Annotated in this window: 13 protein-coding genes; 8 read left to right on the top strand and 5 right to left on the bottom strand. The window is 66.7% G+C overall.

All coding sequences use genetic code 11. The features are described 5' to 3' along the window. Nucleotides 1-197 precede the first annotated feature (197 nt). Both ACIP64_RS18310 and ACIP64_RS18305 read right to left on the bottom strand, forming a co-directional pair. On the bottom strand, nucleotides 198-1,145 hold the full coding sequence (locus tag ACIP64_RS18310; RefSeq protein WP_401587497.1) for a hypothetical protein: 948 nt from the start codon (nucleotides 1,143-1,145) through the stop codon (nucleotides 198-200). A 453-nt stretch (nucleotides 1,146-1,598) separates the two neighbouring features. Then, the gene (locus tag ACIP64_RS18305) at nucleotides 1,599-3,017 is read right to left on the bottom strand and encodes an amidohydrolase family protein (protein ID WP_401587494.1); all 1,419 of its coding nucleotides are present in this window, start codon (nucleotides 3,015-3,017) and stop codon (nucleotides 1,599-1,601) included. Nucleotides 3,018-4,314: 1,297 nt separating this feature from the next. On the opposite strand from ACIP64_RS18305, the gene ACIP64_RS18300 reads away from it, so the two are divergent. The 3 genes from ACIP64_RS18300 to ACIP64_RS18290 all read left to right on the top strand — a co-directional run bounded on the left by ACIP64_RS18300 (nucleotide 4,315) and on the right by ACIP64_RS18290 (nucleotide 8,669). Beyond that, entirely contained in the window at nucleotides 4,315-5,265 is a 951-nt protein-coding gene (locus tag ACIP64_RS18300; RefSeq protein ID WP_401587491.1) for an SDR family NAD(P)-dependent oxidoreductase, read from the top strand. A 255-nt stretch (nucleotides 5,266-5,520) separates the two neighbouring features. Further along, a complete protein-coding gene (mdlC, locus tag ACIP64_RS18295) occupies nucleotides 5,521-7,092 on the top strand; it encodes a benzoylformate decarboxylase (RefSeq protein WP_401587489.1) in 1,572 nt (523 codons plus the stop codon). Between the two features lie 302 nt (nucleotides 7,093-7,394). Further along, complete coding sequence (locus ACIP64_RS18290) at nucleotides 7,395-8,669, top strand: alpha/beta hydrolase (protein ID WP_401587486.1); 1,275 nt, start codon at nucleotides 7,395-7,397, stop codon at nucleotides 8,667-8,669. A gap of 186 nt (nucleotides 8,670-8,855) precedes the next feature. Here ACIP64_RS18290 and ACIP64_RS18285 read toward each other — a convergent pair whose 3' ends face one another. Further along, nucleotides 8,856-9,497: a TetR/AcrR family transcriptional regulator C-terminal domain-containing protein gene (locus ACIP64_RS18285; RefSeq protein WP_401587484.1), complete on the bottom strand. Its 642-nt coding sequence runs from the start codon at nucleotides 9,495-9,497 to the stop codon at nucleotides 8,856-8,858. A 177-nt stretch (nucleotides 9,498-9,674) separates the two neighbouring features. Next, complete coding sequence (locus ACIP64_RS18280) at nucleotides 9,675-11,219, bottom strand: MFS transporter (RefSeq protein WP_401587481.1); 1,545 nt, start codon at nucleotides 11,217-11,219, stop codon at nucleotides 9,675-9,677. Between the two features lie 803 nt (nucleotides 11,220-12,022). On the opposite strand from ACIP64_RS18280, the gene ACIP64_RS18275 reads away from it, so the two are divergent. The 3 genes from ACIP64_RS18275 to ACIP64_RS18265 all read left to right on the top strand — a co-directional run bounded on the left by ACIP64_RS18275 (nucleotide 12,023) and on the right by ACIP64_RS18265 (nucleotide 13,727). Beyond that, complete coding sequence (locus ACIP64_RS18275; RefSeq protein ID WP_401587478.1) at nucleotides 12,023-12,190, top strand: hypothetical protein; 168 nt, start codon at nucleotides 12,023-12,025, stop codon at nucleotides 12,188-12,190. Between the two features lie 106 nt (nucleotides 12,191-12,296). Further along, nucleotides 12,297-12,785, top strand: a complete 489-nt coding sequence (locus tag ACIP64_RS18270; protein WP_401587475.1) for a hypothetical protein — start codon at nucleotides 12,297-12,299, stop codon at nucleotides 12,783-12,785. A gap of 378 nt (nucleotides 12,786-13,163) precedes the next feature. Beyond that, nucleotides 13,164-13,727 carry a hypothetical protein gene (locus tag ACIP64_RS18265; RefSeq protein WP_401587472.1) on the top strand — a complete coding sequence of 188 codons (564 nt, stop codon included), beginning with the start codon at nucleotides 13,164-13,166 and terminating at the stop codon, nucleotides 13,725-13,727. 190 nt (nucleotides 13,728-13,917) lie between these two features. Here ACIP64_RS18265 and ACIP64_RS18260 read toward each other — a convergent pair whose 3' ends face one another. Beyond that, a complete protein-coding gene (locus tag ACIP64_RS18260; protein ID WP_401587469.1) occupies nucleotides 13,918-14,289 on the bottom strand; it encodes a helix-turn-helix domain-containing protein in 372 nt (123 codons plus the stop codon). On the opposite strand from ACIP64_RS18260, the gene ACIP64_RS18255 reads away from it, so the two are divergent. After that, nucleotides 14,272-15,252, top strand: a complete 981-nt coding sequence (locus ACIP64_RS18255) for a hypothetical protein (protein ID WP_401587467.1) — start codon at nucleotides 14,272-14,274, stop codon at nucleotides 15,250-15,252. The two genes, ACIP64_RS18260 and ACIP64_RS18255, sit on opposite strands and share 18 nt — an antisense overlap. After that, entirely contained in the window at nucleotides 15,249-17,018 is a 1,770-nt protein-coding gene (locus ACIP64_RS18250) for a hypothetical protein (RefSeq protein WP_401587464.1), read from the top strand. Before ACIP64_RS18255 ends, ACIP64_RS18250 begins: the two co-directional genes overlap by 4 nt. Nucleotides 17,019-17,084: the final 66 nt, after the last annotated feature.

The following is a 17,084-nucleotide window of genomic DNA, read 5'->3' as shown; positions in this document are numbered from 1 at the left end:
AAGCCAGTTGATCACGAGGTGGCCCGTGCCTGCCGCTGTATCTTTTCCTGTCCCCGCTGTCCTGCTGAAGCTGGCCCCGCTGAACCCGGGCCACGTCGCTGACCTGCGTCCCTACCGGGTCAAGCCAGAACGAGCACTCTCCATCCTGGGCATCACCAACGACCAGGACACTCAGCGAACTTGATCAAGCCCTGGGGTCACGGGCCCTCGAACATGTTTCGCTTGTAGACGATGTTGTAGTTGTCCCAGACGGTCAAGAGCAGGAAGATGGTGCTCGCGGCACCATTGGGCCTGTTCTCGACCAAAACAGGCGGATAGAATGTTCCTGTTCCGCTGGTCTCCCGGCTCCAACCCAAGCCATCGCCGTAGCCGACCCCGTAGTTGTTCAGTTCCTGCGACCATGTGACGAGATCGGCCCCGAGGATGGCAAGCTCCATGTTGCCGTTGTGAAGCGCGGCCAGGGCAGGCTGGGAGCGCGCGGATCCCCCGTGGTTGTACCACCCGTTCCAGACGCCGTACCCGTATGCCTGCCATGCGGTGTATGTCTGATTGTCACTGCCCACATGGGCTATGACGTACCGCGACGACTGCCAGTTGTAGGCGACCGCCGGCGGGTACATCGACTGCGTGTTGGGGAAGGTGTAGATGCCGCCGAATGCGTAGCCGTTGTAGAACCTGGCGGAGATGTTGTTATTGCCGCGCCCATGCCAGGCAATCATGAAACTTCCCTCGGGACCCGCCGATGCCGAACCCGGCAGCAGATCCTCGGTGGTCGTACCGGAGATGGCCGTCCAACCACTGTGTGATCCGTCGGCGTAGGCGCGCATCACGTATATCTGACCGCCGCCACCCGTGTGGAAAACCCACCAACCGTTGCCCCCCGCCGAGGTTATCCAAGGCTGCGTCGCCGTCGCCGAGCCCGGGACCATCTGCACGGCCGGCTGGTTGTTGATGGAACTCCAGATGGCATTGTTGTCCAGGGCGCGCCACACCGTCATATGGTTGCCATTGGTGTCATACGCTTCAGCAGCGCCGCGGCCCCGAACGTTCTGCCCCCCAGCCTGCTCGTTGTATATCTGCGATTCTTCGTTGGGGAGGGCGGAACTCGCAGCGCTCGCTGCAACGGTGGTGAACAGAACACTCACTGCCGCGGCGAGGGATGCTACGACGAGCCCCCATTTTCTGACGATAGGGATTGTCAATTTACTCACTCCTGTCAGGCGAGCCCCTCGAAGGGTGAACTTAAAGTGAACTCGCAATGGAAAAACGTGCACAGGGCCTGCGCTCGACGGCTGCGCCCCCGCGGTGTTGCAACCTCGTTCTCTCGCAACACAGTTCTGTGGTCACTACGCGGGTGCTTTCAGTCGGTTACTGCAATCGGGCCGGAGGGCACGGTAGGTGCCGGCCCTCCTGGTCCTTGCCGGCTTGTCATCCATTCGCCTGTGACCTGATCGGTCTGGCTGGTTGGACGGCTTGCCCTGTTTGTCCCGCTGGTCGGTGCAGACGGCCTTCGCGTGACGCCGAGGTGCGCCGGCTTCCACGGGGCCGGGATCCCGCAGGTCTGCCCCTTCCCCAGCCAGCTTCAAAACGGATTGTGATCACCACGCCTGGCGGGCGACGTACGGTGGCGGGACCATCGCTTCTTCCCATTCGGCGTCGCCGATCCTGGAGCGCAGGTACTCGACCGATTGCGCGACGAGGCTTCGAGCCCGGTCGAGATCGACGCCGACCAAGCGGCCTTGGTATTTCAGGACCCGGCCATTGACCATCACGGTGTCCACGTCGCCACGCCCGGCCTGGAAAACAATGTGGCCCGCCGGGTTGTGCACGGTTGTCATGACCGGGGTGTCGTTGCGTAGCAGAACCAAATCGGCGAATTTGCCGGGCGTAATGGACCCGATCTCGTCGTCGAGTCCGAGCGCCCGCGCACCACCGAGCGTGGCGTATTCCAGGACGTCCATCGCCCGGGTGTCGTTGTTGACCACGACGTTGCCCTGCTGGTGGGCGAGGTGATGCACCATCGCCCGTTCCGCGTTGAGGGTGGCCCTCATCGCGGAGAACATGTCACCGCTCCACCATGCGACCGAGTCCATCGACAGGGAGATCGGGACGCCGAACCTCCGTGCCTGGGACACAGGCGGATAGCCTTGCCCGGCGCTGTCCTCGCTCTCCGCCGAGATGGACAGCTGCGCACCGCTGTCGGCGATCAGACGGAAGGCGTCATCGCTGAGCGCGCCACCGTGCACGAGCGTGTAGCTCGGCGAGAGTGCCCCGTATGCGTGCAGGAAGCCGATCTGATCGTCTTCGTAGGCTTTGAAGACTCCCGCATGGGAGATGATCGGGAGTTCGCGTGCCCGGGCGAAGTCCAGAGCTGCCTTGGCCTCGTCGGTGGGACTGATGCGATCGAGGGCCAGCTGCATGGTCACCAACTGGTCTGTGCTGCTGAACCTGCTGTCGAGCATGTCGTCGACCCGACCGTCGACCACCCAACCCAGATCGGATGCCAACGCGTTGCCGTAGGCGAACCTGGCACGGGCGGGCACATCGAATAACGCGTCCACGGCGGCTTCAGCGTGCTCGGGCGTCCGCAGACCGTGGGAGTAGTCGAGCACCGTGGTCACGCCGTCGTACACGGCCTCGACCATGCTCATGTAGTTCGCGGCGTAGATGTCCTCCGGCCGGAACAGGTGACCCCATTTGATCATGATCCACTGGACGTAGTTGCCAAGGGTCCAGTCAGCACCCACCCCGCGCAAGGCGGACTGCCACATATGCCTATGGGTGTCCACGAAACCTGGAAGCAACAGGGCACCGCATGCCTCGATGACCGCGGCATCCGCAGGAACCTCCAGGTGGCGGCCCACCGCCTCAATGCGGGAGTTGCGGACCAGCACGTCCGTGTCCCGCAGCACGCCGTCATGCGGCTTCATCGTCACTACCGTTGCCCGTCGGAACAAGACGGGTTGCCCCAGCCGGGGTGTCGGTCGAGCCGCGATGTTGCGGTTGTGCATGTCCATCTCCGATTTTTCGTCTCTGGGGCGAGGTGATGCACAACAGCGCATCCGCCCCCCGAAAGATCTACGTCCGCCGGCCTGTAGCAAAGGTGAACTGACACGGCAGCCGCCCTGTCAGTCAAGCGCGCAGCCCCGGCCAGGGCGAGCGCACCACTGTGGTGCCCGGAGCAGTGCCGTCCGCCTTCGACAGTGGGGCCCATGCCATCGACTCGTGGCTGTGCAGCAGACAGCCGATGGTTCGTTCCGACACTCGTGTCAGAGCTCTTGGCGCCCCCCTGCGTCAGGTGGCGCTCCCCACCTTGCCCGCCCAGGAATCCCCAAGGCATCGGGAAACTTCCCCGTCTTCGTGGACGTAAAAATTCATACCTGGTTGCGCGAATTATCCTAATTGATTCCCGCGTAGCGCCCAATCACTCCGTGGAATGGAGGCCAGTAGTCCCCGGATTGCGCGCCGGTGCCCGCGCGGAAATCCTGGGCCATTGGTCAAAAGCCTGCTGCGCAATACCGCGACCGGCATACCATGCCGGGCCGGCAGTCCGACCATCAGCACGCTGAGGAAGTCCTTCTGACGGTGGCGTCCCGCGCGGCCACGCCGCCTGAGGTCCCCACCGGTTCAAGAAAATTGGCTTCAGCACGGCCAGGAGGCTCTTCTTTTACACCCCGAAGGTTCGGAGGAGCTCTTCATAGAGGGCGGCGATGACCCACGGCCCGGCGTACAGGTGCCAACTTGGGGACCGGAGCGGTTCACCGGCCCCATGCTTTGAACTATCCGAAAGGTACGGGTTGGAAACCGCTCCCGAAGCCTGACCACGAGTGCACGTCACCTTGCTGTGACGGCAGGGGAAGAATCCCTACGCTCGCAAGCCGTCGCAGGGGGTGCTGGGCCGGCCGACTGGAGAGATAGGGGGTTCTCCCCATGTCAGCGACAGAAGTTCTTGCGAAGATCGACACACGGAGCTGGGCTGGTCGACCGGATCGGCCTGAACATCGCGTACGGACAAACCGTTCAGGTGCGTGCATCTCTTGGGCTTGACCTCCACGGTGCTATCAGGTTCGTGGAAGCTACCAGCGACCCATCGTCACCCTGGCGGTGCCGCCCAGGGAGTTCCGGACTTTCAGCGCCACGCCAAGGGCCAGCGGTCCACGCGCCGGATGCATTCATGCCCGAGTGAGTGACGAGCCGGTCGTGCCCTGAGAGACCTGCACGCTTGCCCCGGAGCATTCCCTCGGCAGGGGCTGATCGTGTTCGTCGCTGGCAACCACCCGTCCCACCCCCTACGAAGCGTCACGAAGGATCACCATGGACACGTCCCCAGCACGTCTGGCCACTGAGCCGAGGCCCGGCAGGATGAGGCCGCCGAGACGGGACCACGCACTGCGCCTGCATCTCGACCCGATCGAACAACTGGACCTGACCGGACGTCGGCTGATCGTGATTGGGGGTACGAATGGGCTGGGACGCGCCATCGCCACCCAGTCCCTAGCCCGTGGTGCGGCAGTCACGGTGGTGGGCCGCACTCTCCGCGATGCTCCATCGGACCAACGGTCATTCGTTCCTGTCGACCTCTCTTCCCTGCGGGAGGCCGAGCGGATCGGCCGTGAACTGTCCGTGGAGGACTGCGATGTCCTCCTGTTCACGACCGGAACCTTCGCCGCCAGAGTTCGTGAGGAGACCCTCGATGGGGTGGAACGGGACATGGCGGTCAGTTTTCTGAATCGGCTGGCCATCCTGCGGGGACTCACGGGACGACTCGGCTCCGCCCGAGGCGATGACACCTTCCGCCCGCGGGTGTTCGTCATGGGCTCGCCGGGGTGGGGGGAGACCGGCACGCTCGCCGACCTGAACTCCGAGCACCACTATTCGGCCATGCGGGCGCACGGCAATACCCTCGCCGGAAATGAGGCGCTGGTGACGGCGGCACACTCTCGCTTTCCCGGCCCGGCCTATTTCGGCATGGCGCCGGGAGTCATCAGGACGGACATCCGCGCGAACCTGCTCGGCGAAGGAAGTGCGACGCACCGAGTGGTGGAGGGTCTCATCGGCGTTCTGGCCCCGTCCCCGCAGTCCTACGCCCGCCGCATGGTACCTCTCCTGTTCACCCCGGAGTTGGAGGGCCGCAGCGGCGACCTGTTCGGCAGGAAGGGCACGCCCATCCTGCCCTCGCGTGGACTCGACTTGGGATACGCGCGGCGCTTTCTGGACGAGTCGGAAGCGCTGCTCGACAGAGCCCTGGCCGGCTACTCGAAGTAGGAGAGGTGGGCCGGCGCTCCGCGACAAAGCACCGATACCCGACACCGATGAGGAGCCCTACCGGCGGGAAGCGCGCCAATGGCTGACCTGTACCGGGTTCGCTTGAGCCGCAGGGCTGCTCTATTCGTGCCGTTCTGTCACCACTGCATGTGAGGCGAGTTGGTCGGGCTGTCTGTTCACGCCCGATTTGCCCTTTACGCACACCGCTCCTACGGTCGTGGGACGGGCTCGATCACTCTGGGCAAGGGGCCGCTCATGGCGACCGTCAGCGATGCCTTCTACCGCGTCCTGCGCCATCACGGCGTGAGCGCCGTCTTCGGCAATCCCGGGTCCAACGAGCTGTCGTTCCTCACCGGCCTGCCCGAGAACATCCCCTACTACTTGGTCCTCCAGGAGGGCGCCGCGATCGCCATGGCGGACGGCTACGCCCAGGCCACGGACACCACGGGGTTCTTGAACCTGCACGCCGCGTCCGGCACCGGCAACGCGATGGGCTGCATGACCAATACCGCCGCCTGCCACACGCCGATGGTCGTCATGGCGGGTCAGCAGGCGCGCCGCTACGTCCCGGTGGGGGCGATGCTCACCAACGTCGACCCGACCAAGCTGTGCGACCCGCTGGTGAAGTGGTCCGGTGAGCCGTTGCGGCCGCAGGACGGGCCCGCGCTGGTCTCCAAGGCCCTGATGCTCGCCGACTCCGCGCCCCGCGGCGTGGCCTACCTGTCGGTCCCGCTGGACGACTGGACCGAGCCCGCTGAGCAGAGCGCCCTGACCCACCTCCTGGAGCGGGTGGTGGACGGCGCCCCGGTACTGGCCCCGCGAACGCTCACCATGCTGGTCGAAGCCCTGGACCGGGCGACGTCACCGGCGCTGGTCCTGGGGCCCGGCGCCGACACCGAGGCGGGATACCGGGCCGCGGTGGCCCTCGCCGAGCGGGCCCGCCTGCCGGTGTGGGTGGCACCCAGCCCGCCGCGGGCCCCGTTCCCGACCCGGCACCGCTGCTACCAGGGCCAGCTGCCGTCCGCCGTCGGTGCCGTCGCCGACACCCTCGCCGGGTACGACGTGGTCCTCTGCGTCGGAGCACCGGTCTTCCGCTACCACGCGCCCAGCGGCAGTGACTTCCTGCCGCCGGGCGTCCGCCTGTACGGGGTCACCGACGACCCCGACGAAGCCGCGCGTGCCCCGGTCGGGCGCATCAGCGTCGGTGATCCGTCCGACGCACTGGTCCGCCTCGCCGACGCTGTCGCGCCGAGCGACCGCTCCTGGCCCCCGGAACGGACCCTCCCCGAGGCGGACACCACCGGGCCGGCGTTCACCGCGGAGGCCATCCTCGACGCGATCGACGCCGGCACGACCGACGACACCGTCATCGCGCTGGAGTGGACCTCGGCGGACATGATCCGCGACCGCCTCACCCTCACCCGGCCCAAGTCGCTGTTCTACCCGGCCGCCGGCGGCCTCGGCTGGGGCCTGCCCGCCGCGATCGGACTGCGGCTGGGCCGCCCCGAGCGGCCCGTCGTCGCCCTGATCGGGGACGGCGCGATGCAGTACACCACCTCCGCCCTGTGGAGCGCCGCCCGCTACCGGGTGCCGGTGACGTACGTGGTCTGCACCAACCGCCGATACCGGGCCCTGGAGGAGTTCTCCGAGATCCTGCACGTCCCCAAGGGCGACTACCTCGACATCTCCGGCGTCGACGTCCTGGACCTCGCCCGCGGCTACGGCCTGGAGACGCACCGCGCGGAGTCCCTCGCGGACCTCACGGACTTCGTGCACCAGGGCATGACGTCCCAGGTCCCCCGCCTGGTCGAGATCCTCCAGCGCTGACCCGCGGCGCACGAGCACTTCATGTGCGGCCGGAACGTCGTCCTGACGGGCTGTCCGTCGCATAGCTCGTCGAGTCGAGCTTGGCCCGGCCAACTTACGAGGCACACCTTGTTCGAGCTCAGACGTGCCTGATACTCCCCGCGCCTGTCCGCCGACGTGGCAATGCGCTCCGGCTCTCTCGACGTCGGTGAACGGCCTTTGCTCGACGGGCGACACTCCGGTCCAAGCGCGCATAGAAGGATAAAACGACGGGAGAAGATGTCCTCTGGGACGAAGGTGGGGGTCGAACGAGAGGATCCGTCATGACCGCGCGCTCCACCGGACAGAACTGGGCACTCGACATCGCCATCGCCCAGGGCGGCTTCGACGCACTGCACCCGGCCGCCAAGGGCACCATGGAACAGCTGGGTCACGATCACACCGACTTCGACAAGGTCTTCGCGCAGGTCCGTAGCGGCGCGATGCTTCCCAAGGCTTGGGCCACCGTGGCCGCCCAGGCGGAGGAGCGCGCGACGCACCATGAGGCGGAGGGCTTCGCCCAGACGGCTGCGGATCTGTATCTGCGTGGGGCCGTGATGTGGGGGCGGGCCCAGTACTCCGTCTTCGACGCGGGAGACCCCCGCAAGACCGCGTTCCGTGACCGGTGCAATCACTGTGTGGCCCGTCTCTCCGAGCTGCGCGGCAACCGGGTGCGCCGGGCGGGCCTCGACTTCGAGGGCAAGCACATCTATGCCTTGCTCCACCTGCCCGCCGGCGAGGTACGAGGTGCGCCCACCGTAATCCTCGGCCCCGGAATGGACATGATCAAGGAGGACTACATTTACGCCGCCGAGCGGTACTACACCTCCCGCGGCGTGGTGGCCCTGTCCATCGAGGGGCCGGGCCAGGGCGAGTCGCGTGCGGGCGGTTTGGCGGTGGACCTGACCAACTACGAGCGGGCCATCGGTCGTTACATCGATTACCTGGCGGAGCTGCCTGAGGTCGACGCCCGGCGCATCGGCATGTTCGGGATCAGCATGAGCGGCTACTGGGGCATGCGTGCGGCGGCGACCGACTCCCGGCTCGCCGCCGTGGCAACTTTCGAGGCGGTCTCCGGTGACTTCGAGACGATCTTCGAACGGGCGCAGCCCAGCTTCAAGAACAACTACATGTACATGTCCGGCTACACCGACGAGGATCTCTTCGACGCGGAGTTGGCGCAGCGCATGCCCCTGGGCGCTCTTGTCTCGGACATCACGTGTCCACTGCTGATGGGGATCGGCGAGTTCGACGAACTCACCCAGTTGGAGCAGGCTCTCGCCACATACGAGCGAGTCCGGGCGCCCAAGGAGATGCGCGTCTACGAGAACGAGTTCCATCCACTGGGCGGTACCGCGGCAGAAGTCTTCCGCTTCGGGGCCGAATGGCTCGAGCGGGCGCTGGCGGGAGAGCTGAGTACCCCGGGCCGCGATGAGCGCTACTACGTCCACAATGACGGCCGCACCACGAAGGGATCCGCCCACCCGGCCTGGTGGCTGGGAACGACGCCTCGCCAGATCACCGACGCGGCGGCCTCCGGTTCCTATCATTCCTCCTGACCGCGGAGTCGGTTCGCACCGCCGTTGATGTCCCCTGGGCCAGGGGCGTTCATCAATGGCGGCGAGCCGGTTCGCCAAGTACGGGGACAGTCGCTTTTGACGACTTCGGGCAGCCCTTCAATACAAGGTGGCGGCATGAAAACGGGCGCGCACCTGGGTCGTCGACGCCCATGCCTGGACCAAGGGTCAACTCGGCCGGTGCGGCCGCTGCGCCCCCTCGGCTGCCAGCCCGTCGAGGAAAACATTCAGGCCGCTGAAAAAGCGCTCGCCCGCGTCGACGGCGTACATGGCCCGCAGTGACGTATCGGGGTCTTCGCCTGCGCGGGCGGCCTCAGCCTCGGCCTCGGACAACATGGCCTCGAATGACTCCTGCGGGATGCTGTCGCGAGCCTGCTCCTCGATGGTGTGGCCGAGCACGTAGTAGAAGAGCGCGAAAGCAAGCGTTGGTGCGCGCTCCGGGACGACGCCGGCGTCCAGCAGCGTGGCCGTGAGCGCCCGTCCGGTACGTAGGGTGTTCGGCTGCACCACAAACGTTCCCGCGACCAGTCGTGCGCCTTCGCGACGTGAGCACATGGCTTGGCGCAGCGCACCGGCCAGACCTGTCAGCCGTGCTCGCCATTCCCACGAGGGGTCGGGAGCGGCGATCCCGGACAGGATCTCCTCCGCCATGGCGTCCAGCAGTGCCTTCTTGTCGTCGAAGTGCCAGTACAGGGCGCCGACGTGCACGTCGAGCGCCGTGGCGAGTTTGCGCATGGTCAGCGCTTCCAGGCCCGCTTCGTCAAGCAGTTCAAGCGCCCTGCTGAGAACTATCGCGCGACTCAAACGCATGGTGCTGTTCCTTCTGAGAGCGTGGTCCTGGAGTGTTCGGTGGTGCCGGACGGCTGGCGGCCACCGGGTGCGTACGAGCGAACACACGAACCTCCGGAGGCCCACCTTAATGCTCGGTCGGTGAGGCACCGCCTGATGAGGTTCGGCCTGGGAGCCGGCTGGGTGGTGGCAAGCCGCTCACCGGCCCGTCCAGACCAGTTCGCGTGCGGCCTCGGCCGTCGGCTGCTGCGGGACTCGGGATCGGCTGCCCATGCCCAAGAAGACCGTGGCCATCACGGCGACCGCCGACACGCCGGCCGCGACAAGGGAAACGGTGTGCATCGCACCGAGGAAGGACGGCCCGGCCGCTTGAAGGGCGGCGCGGTTACCCGTCGCCAGGGCGGAGGTCAGCGAGGAAGAGGCGGCCTCGCGCACACCTGCCGGGACATTGGCGAGCCGGGCGTCCATGCCGCCCGCGAAGTGAGACCACAGGATCGATCCCAGGACCGCGACGCCCAGCGCGCTGCCCAACTGGCGCAGGGTGTTCAGCAGCGCGGATCCAGCGCCTGCTCGCTGCGGCGGCACGGAGGAGGAGGCCAGCGTCATTCCCGGAGACAGCACCAGCGCGAAACCGAACTGCAGCACAAAGGCTTCGAGTATGAACCAGGTGACGTTGGTATGCGCACCGAGACCGACCATGCCGACGAATGCGACAGCCATCAGGCCGAGCCCCATTGCCAGTGCGAACCGCGCGCCCATCCGCTGAGACAACCGCCGCGACAGCGGCGCGCCCAATACGAGTCCCGCCGAGAGCGGAAGCAGCAGAAGCCCGGTCTGCAGCGGCGAGAAGCCCCGTTCCTCCTGGAGGTAGAAGGTGTCGACGTACAGGTAGCCGAAGACGACGAATGAGCCGAGGGTCAGCGCCGTCGCCGCGATGGTGAACGACGGGTGCCGGAAGAGGGCAATGTCGACCAAGGGCTCGTGATGACGGATCTCCGTGACGACCAGACCCAGCAGAACGACGATGCCCGCCATCAGGGGCACCAGGGTGCCGGCCGTGACCCATCCGCCCTCGTTGACGTGGATCACTCCGTAGACCAGCAGGGAGATTCCGGCGAGCGAGCCGGCCACCGGCTGAACGCGGAGGTCACCCGAACCGCTTCCCGCGACCTCCGGGACCCAGAAGATCGTCGCCAGGAGTGCGAGCACGGCGAATGCGGCAACCAGTTCGAGGACTGAACCCCACCAGAGCCCTGCGCTGAGCATGACCCCGCCCAGCAGTGGACCGAGTGAGAGGGAAAGACCGGACGCCGCGGCCCAGATCGTGATCGCCCGGGCCCGGTTCTCCGCCGGGAAGATCCGGAGGATCGCCGCAAGGCTGGTCGGCATGATGGTCGCCGCGGCAACGCCGGTCAGTGCGCGCATGACGATCACCCAGGCAACCGAGTCCAGGCACCCGGCGATCGCAGTGGTGAGCGCGAATCCTGCCGTGCCCCAGACCAGCAGACGCTTGAGCCCGAACCGGTCGCCCGCGTTCCCCGCGACCAGCAGAAAGCCCGCGAAGGTCAACGTGTACGCGTTCAGAATCCACTGCTGGCCCGTGGCCCCGGCACCGAGTGCCTTCTGCATCTGTGGAAGCGCCACATTGAGGATGGTGCTCCCCAGAAGAACCACGGCCACCGAGAGGGAGAGCGCCAGCAGCGCCCTCCCGGGCCGGAAGGCAACCGACGTGGCGGTCGTCATCGCAACACCCCTCATCCCAAACTTGAACACCGTACAACTTGAACATTGCTCAATTTACGCCGTAGATTTGTTCGAGTCAAACGCGAACCCTGAGGTCCGCAGGCAGATCGCGCCCGCACGATGAGGTGCCGCAGGGCAACGGTGTCCTGGCCGCGCCCGCTGGCACGGGACGGCGCCCTCCCGATGCCCGGTTGATGCGGTTCTCGGTGCTCAAACCGGCGCAACATCGGCGGATGCCCCCGAAGCGCGCCAGCCCGCACTACATCGGCCGCACGGCACTGGACGGGACTCGGAGGATGTTCTGCTGAGCGGGATCCCGCTGCTGCTTACCACCGAACACGACCGGTCGAGCCAGCCTTCTACGGACAACCTCGGCCTGGCCCGACGCTCTGGCCGCACGAAGCGTCGCACACCAGAATCGGCAGTCACTTGACATATGGCATCGACCGCTCTCCCGGCTCAACCCAGTGGCTATTTGTCTAGCCGCGTTCGATGCTGCTCTCATGGATGTCCTTGCTCCTCGATTTCGCCGCATGGCCACCCTCGTCGCGATCGACACTGATGAGAGGGTGGCTCTTTTCCCGTGCCCTGATTCGGATCCGTCGCATTGGGCCTTGCCTCAAAGTTCCCTCAGATCGACGGAGTCCTACGCGGAAGCCGCTGCTCGAGTGGCGGAACGCTACTTCGGAGGGCGAGCCGTGCGTTGGGGCTCCGTAATCGGGCGACGCTGGGCCCGTCCTCCGGACGGCACATCGGCCGTACGGGTGGAGGAGCACGTCTTCCTCGCGCGCATCGGCCCCCCAATGCTCTCTGCCCCATTCGCCACCGACCTCCCCGACCTGAAGGCTCGGTGGACGCCGCGGGCAGTACTTGACGATGTCCTTCGGGAACCCCACTCCGACCGCACCACCGATCTCGTCGACGGCTACCTCGACGGGTGGCTGCCGGCCGGACCGATCACGCTCTTCTGAGATCCGTCGAAGACCGTCGGCGACGTCTGGCCAATTGCGGGCGATGACTCGTCTCCGACTGCTCCCATCGACGGACTCCCCTATAGATCCCCCACAAGGAGCGGCCATGCCAGTGCACGCCATCGAGGTCACCTTGATTCGCCCAGCCCTCAAGAGAGAGCTCAGGGCTGCCCGACACAAATGCCCAATCCCGCTGGCGGTTTCGGCCGACCGGACCCGTCTGCTCACCGTGATCAGCACTGCGAACCGGCAGGTTGCTCTGAGCGGCGTCTGGGCCGCACTGGGCGACCTGCTGCCCATCGACACCTTGTCCACCGCATATCCTGGCAAGGACGGCATGCACTTGCTCAGTGTGCAAGTAAGCGACGAGGTCTACGCGAGGGTGCGAGATGCCGCTGCAGCCTCCGGGCAGGATCCGGATGAGTACGCGACTCGGGCCCTGCGGGACGGCATGTCCCGAGATCGAGCCGATGAGGCCGCGCGTCTGAACACGCTGCTGGACCGCTTGGTCGCCGAGTTCGGGCCCGAGCAGATTACTGCCGCCGCAGCTCGCCGGATCGCTCTGCAATCAGAGGCCGTCACAGCCAGCGGATAGCAAATGCCGGCACCCCTCAGGGACTTCAGTACGTCGATCGCACAGTCCAGGCACGAGCGTCTCGGCACCCGCCCCGGCGCTGCGGACGCAACCCCAGTCGAGCTACGCCGAGCCGGCTCGCATGGCCGACTGGTACATCCGCCCCAAGCACGCACAACGGCAGGAGACACCGACCCGTCAGGCTCGCTTCCAGGCAGTCCGGCAGTAGCAACCAGACAAGGCACCTGGTCGGTTGCAACCGTCGCGTGCAGTCCAGAACCGACCGTGTCTGGCAAGGTCTGTTTTCCGACGCCGGATTTCCTGGATCTTGGCCCGTCATACCCGACAAGTCCCCTACGCTTGCGCCTGGTTGATGTTGGCCGTGACACAGGAGGAAGCATGCCGATGGAATCAGGCGCGCATTCCGCCGTGCTGGACACCCTGACCTTGGTGCACGAGCAGATGAAGGAGCAGCACGAGGGCTGTTCCACTCTGCGATCGCAACTCGCCCAAGCCGAGGGGCGCCTGGCCCGTCTCGAGGCCCTCTACGCGTCACTCATCGAGTCGCTGCCCGACCTGGGCGTCTCTCCGCAGCAACCACGCGAAGCGACTGAGGGCGAAACCGTCGAGGGTCAGGACGCAGAGGCTGAGGACCTCACCCCAACAGACGATCCTCAGCCTGCCATGACGGAAGTCGATAACGAGTCAGGCACGGCAACGCTTCCGGACCTGATCATGAACCTCATGGCAAGCGCGAACCGGCCCCTGCGCGTCAGTGACGTCCTGGAAGCCATCAACCGCCTGAGAGATCAGGGAAGAACCGACAAGTTGCGCAGCTCAAAGCGGCCCACCGAGAACGTCCGAACGGCCCTGAATCGCCTCGCGCGCAAGGGCCTTGTAGTCAAGGTCTCCCGCGGTGTCTACGAGATCGCTCGCGCCGACAACACCTCGGAGGCCGCCTGACGCAGACCACGCGCTCCTGGTCACTGCTTCAGGGGTGGTGCCGCCGGGGTGGAGCCCGGCGGCACCTCACGTGCCCCTGATCATGGTTCACGTACACCCGAGATTAGTGGAGAGCATCTCCGCTCGGGGGCGCGTGGCCGATTTCACCCTGCCATTCCACCGTAGAATGTGCGGAAAGTAGGCATACGTGTCAGTTCATGTCTCCAGCGACGGCCGACGCCGGGCTCGTCGCCCCGGGCCACAACGGCATCCCGAGACCGTCCTCAAGCCGGCTGACGGTGACGACGTCGGGCCAACTGTCCCCACGGAGCAGGTTCGCGATGACCTGCCGGTTGATCCCGCTCAGTTGCGCCAACTGCCTCAGGCTGAGGCCCTGACGCGCCATCTCGCGCTCCAGGGCCCGCGCGAGGGCCTGGACGACACCCGCCTGCGGGTGCCCGGGCAGCGGCGCGTGGGGCCACAGGTCCGGGTCCACGGCAAAGTCCCTCGGGGCCGTGCTGCGGTGCGTGCCACCGGGCATCGAGATGCGCTCCTCCACGTCGACGTGCACTATGTCCAGCAATGCGGCTATTTGATTAGCCGCTATTCGTGGCACGTCGTGCTGGAGCCAGAAATGAGTCATGCGATCCTGCGGTACCGCCCGAAAGACGCACCGCCGGAGTGGGAGGCGGTTGCCGACGGCGTGCGGATGCTGGTCGCGACCGTGGCCGACCACGTTCCGTACCGGCTCACCACGGTCTTGCGTGTAGTGGCGATGCTCGCTGTCCATGCCGAGCGAGCGGGCGTGCCCCGCGACCCGGCTGTGTGGCTGGACCAGTCGACCATCACCCACTGCCTGCTGACGGGCACGAAGCACGCTCCGAGCACGCTCCAGACCTACGCATCGCTGCTCAGCAGGGTCCGCGAGGTGCTGGTCTGGGTCGAGCGCGGCGAGCCGGCGCGGCCGCACCTGAGCGCCGACCGATCCCGCGCGCGGCCCTACAGCGCGAGCGCCCTCACCCGCCTGGCCGTGTGGGCGGACAACCTTCCGCCCACCCCCACCGGCCGTGGCAACGCCCGGGCGATGCTTGCTCTGGGTGCCGGCTGCGGCCTGTTCCCCGCAGAGATGCTCGCTGTGCGCGGGACAGACATTCACGTCCTGACCAGCGATGCGGTTGTCGTCCGCGTTCCTGGCAGCGACCGGCTGATCGTCTGCCGGTCGCTCTGGGAGGAGACCCTCGCCGAACTCGCCAGCAACGCGGGCCACCGGTACCTGTACGCCCCGGACCGCGAGGTGGGGCACCCGAAGAACGCGATCAGCAACTGGGTCGACAGAAACCGGCCTCGTGATCGCAAGGTCCCCGTCCCGGACATGAGACGCCTGCGCGCGACCTGGATCGTCTCCCTCCTCCGCGACCGCGTCCCTTCCGACCTCGTCGCCAAGGCCGCCGGCCTGCAGTCCGCCGCCTCTCTCGCTCCCTACCTGGCCTGGGTGCCCGAGATCTCCAAAGACGCCGCCGTTCGCCTGCTGCGGGGGTGGGCATGACGCACAAGCGTGAAGAGCGCAGGCCGGCGCCGTCACCGCATCCCTCCAAGCTCAACGACCGCCATGTGCGGCAGGTCCGCGACCTCGTCCGGGCCAGCGGAATTCTCGACGAGCTCGCCCCGTTGGAGGCCGCCCGTCCTGGTCCTCGCGGTCTTCCTGCCGAAAGTGTGCTGGTCGGCCTGATCCTCGCCGCTCGCGAGACACGCAGTACGAACATCGACGACGCCTGGGAGTGCATGCAGTTCCGGCTGCGTAAGCACTGGCTGAAGTACTTCGAGCTCAGGCCGGTCGATGCGACGGACATCGATGCCACGCACGCCTCGGCGAAGCGGTTCTACGATGCGTGGTCCCGCATCACGACTCTGCTGGACCCGGCCCGGCATGACCGGCGGACCCGGATGGCCCGCCACGAAACAGAGCCTTACCGTCTGGCCTGGGCACATCCGCGCAATCTCGATGCCTCGCACGCGCTTTCGCGCATCGCCAACCAGCTTGTCCTGGTGCCCGTCCGCATTGCCGTCGCCCGCGGTCTGATGGACGACTGGCGTGGCGATCTGTCGGTGGACACAACCGCGGTCCCTACCTGGGCCCGGCCGAGCACCAGGCGACACGCGTCGCTCGAAGTGACGGCCGGCCTGCACGTCTCCGGCGGCGGTGATGAGACCTTCGGCTACAGCGCCACGCTGTTGGTGGCGGGACATAGCGACCCGGCCACCTCCCGTCGCTACCCCCAACTGTGCATGGGCATGGCCGTCCACGCGCCGAGCAAAGACATCGGTCCCCAAGCCGTCCGCCTGCTGCAGATCGTCCAACGGCTCTGGCCCGTCAAGGGATTCATCGCCGGGGACCTCGCCTACTCCGATGCCAAGGTCGAGAACTTCCACACCCCCGTACGCGCCCTCGGCTACAAAGTCGTCCTCGACTACAAGACCACCATGGTCAAGAAGGAGAAGGACGCCCCCGAAGGAACCATCGCCATCGCGGGCGATCTGCTGTGCCCCCACACACCGCAGCGGATCATCGACGCCTACCACCAGATGTCCGCAGCGAAGAGCAGCTCCCAGAGAGAAGAACTGCTGCCCCTCATCGTCCAGGCAGACCCCTACGTCCTGCCCCTGAAGCAGTCGGCAGACCACCGCGGTCTGGAACGCCGCCAGTGCCCCGCAGCAGGCACCAGCCCGCGCGTCACCTGCCCTTGGGCCCAGGAGCGCGACGCGGACGCCGACCGATCGCGGCGTCGCACACAGCCTCCACGTCCAGGCCGTGCCGCGCACACCGTCGACCTGGACAATCCGCGCGCCCGTCGCGCCCATCCCGGGGCACGCCCAACGGTACGACCGCCCCACAGTCCCAAGCACCAACGTCCCGCGATCTGCCAGCAGTCCACGGTGACAGTGCCGGCCGACGTGATGCCCAAACTGCGCCAGGAACTCCCCTGGGGCCGGGCGCTTTGGCAACGCGCCTACCGCGGCCTGCGCAGCCACATCGAAGGGCTCAACGGCCGCGCCAAGAACGTCGACACGTTTCTGCACGCCCGCGAGAAGCGGCAGAGCCGCGGACGGGTGGCGCAGACCCTGCTGACCGCCGTCCAACTCATGGTCGAGAACCTGAGGACCATCGAGTCGTTCCTCCGCGAGCGACGCCTGTGGAAGGCGGAGTACTACACGATCGGCCAGGTTCCCCAGACGCCCGATCCGTACGAGGCGACGGATCTCCTCGAAGAGAGCGACATCGCCACCCCGCCGCCCGAGAACCCCGTCACGTAGACGTCCGGCAGGCACAAGCGAAGCCACACCGCCGCGCCGTGGGACCACCAGCACTCCGGTCCCACG

Source organism: Streptomyces sp. NPDC088733, from assembly GCF_044751185.1.
In the GTDB taxonomy this organism is placed as follows: Bacteria; Actinomycetota; Actinomycetes; order Streptomycetales; family Streptomycetaceae; genus Actinacidiphila.
The sequence above is the reverse complement of the archived record's forward strand: the minus strand, read 5'-3'. Positions and strand labels throughout refer to the sequence as shown.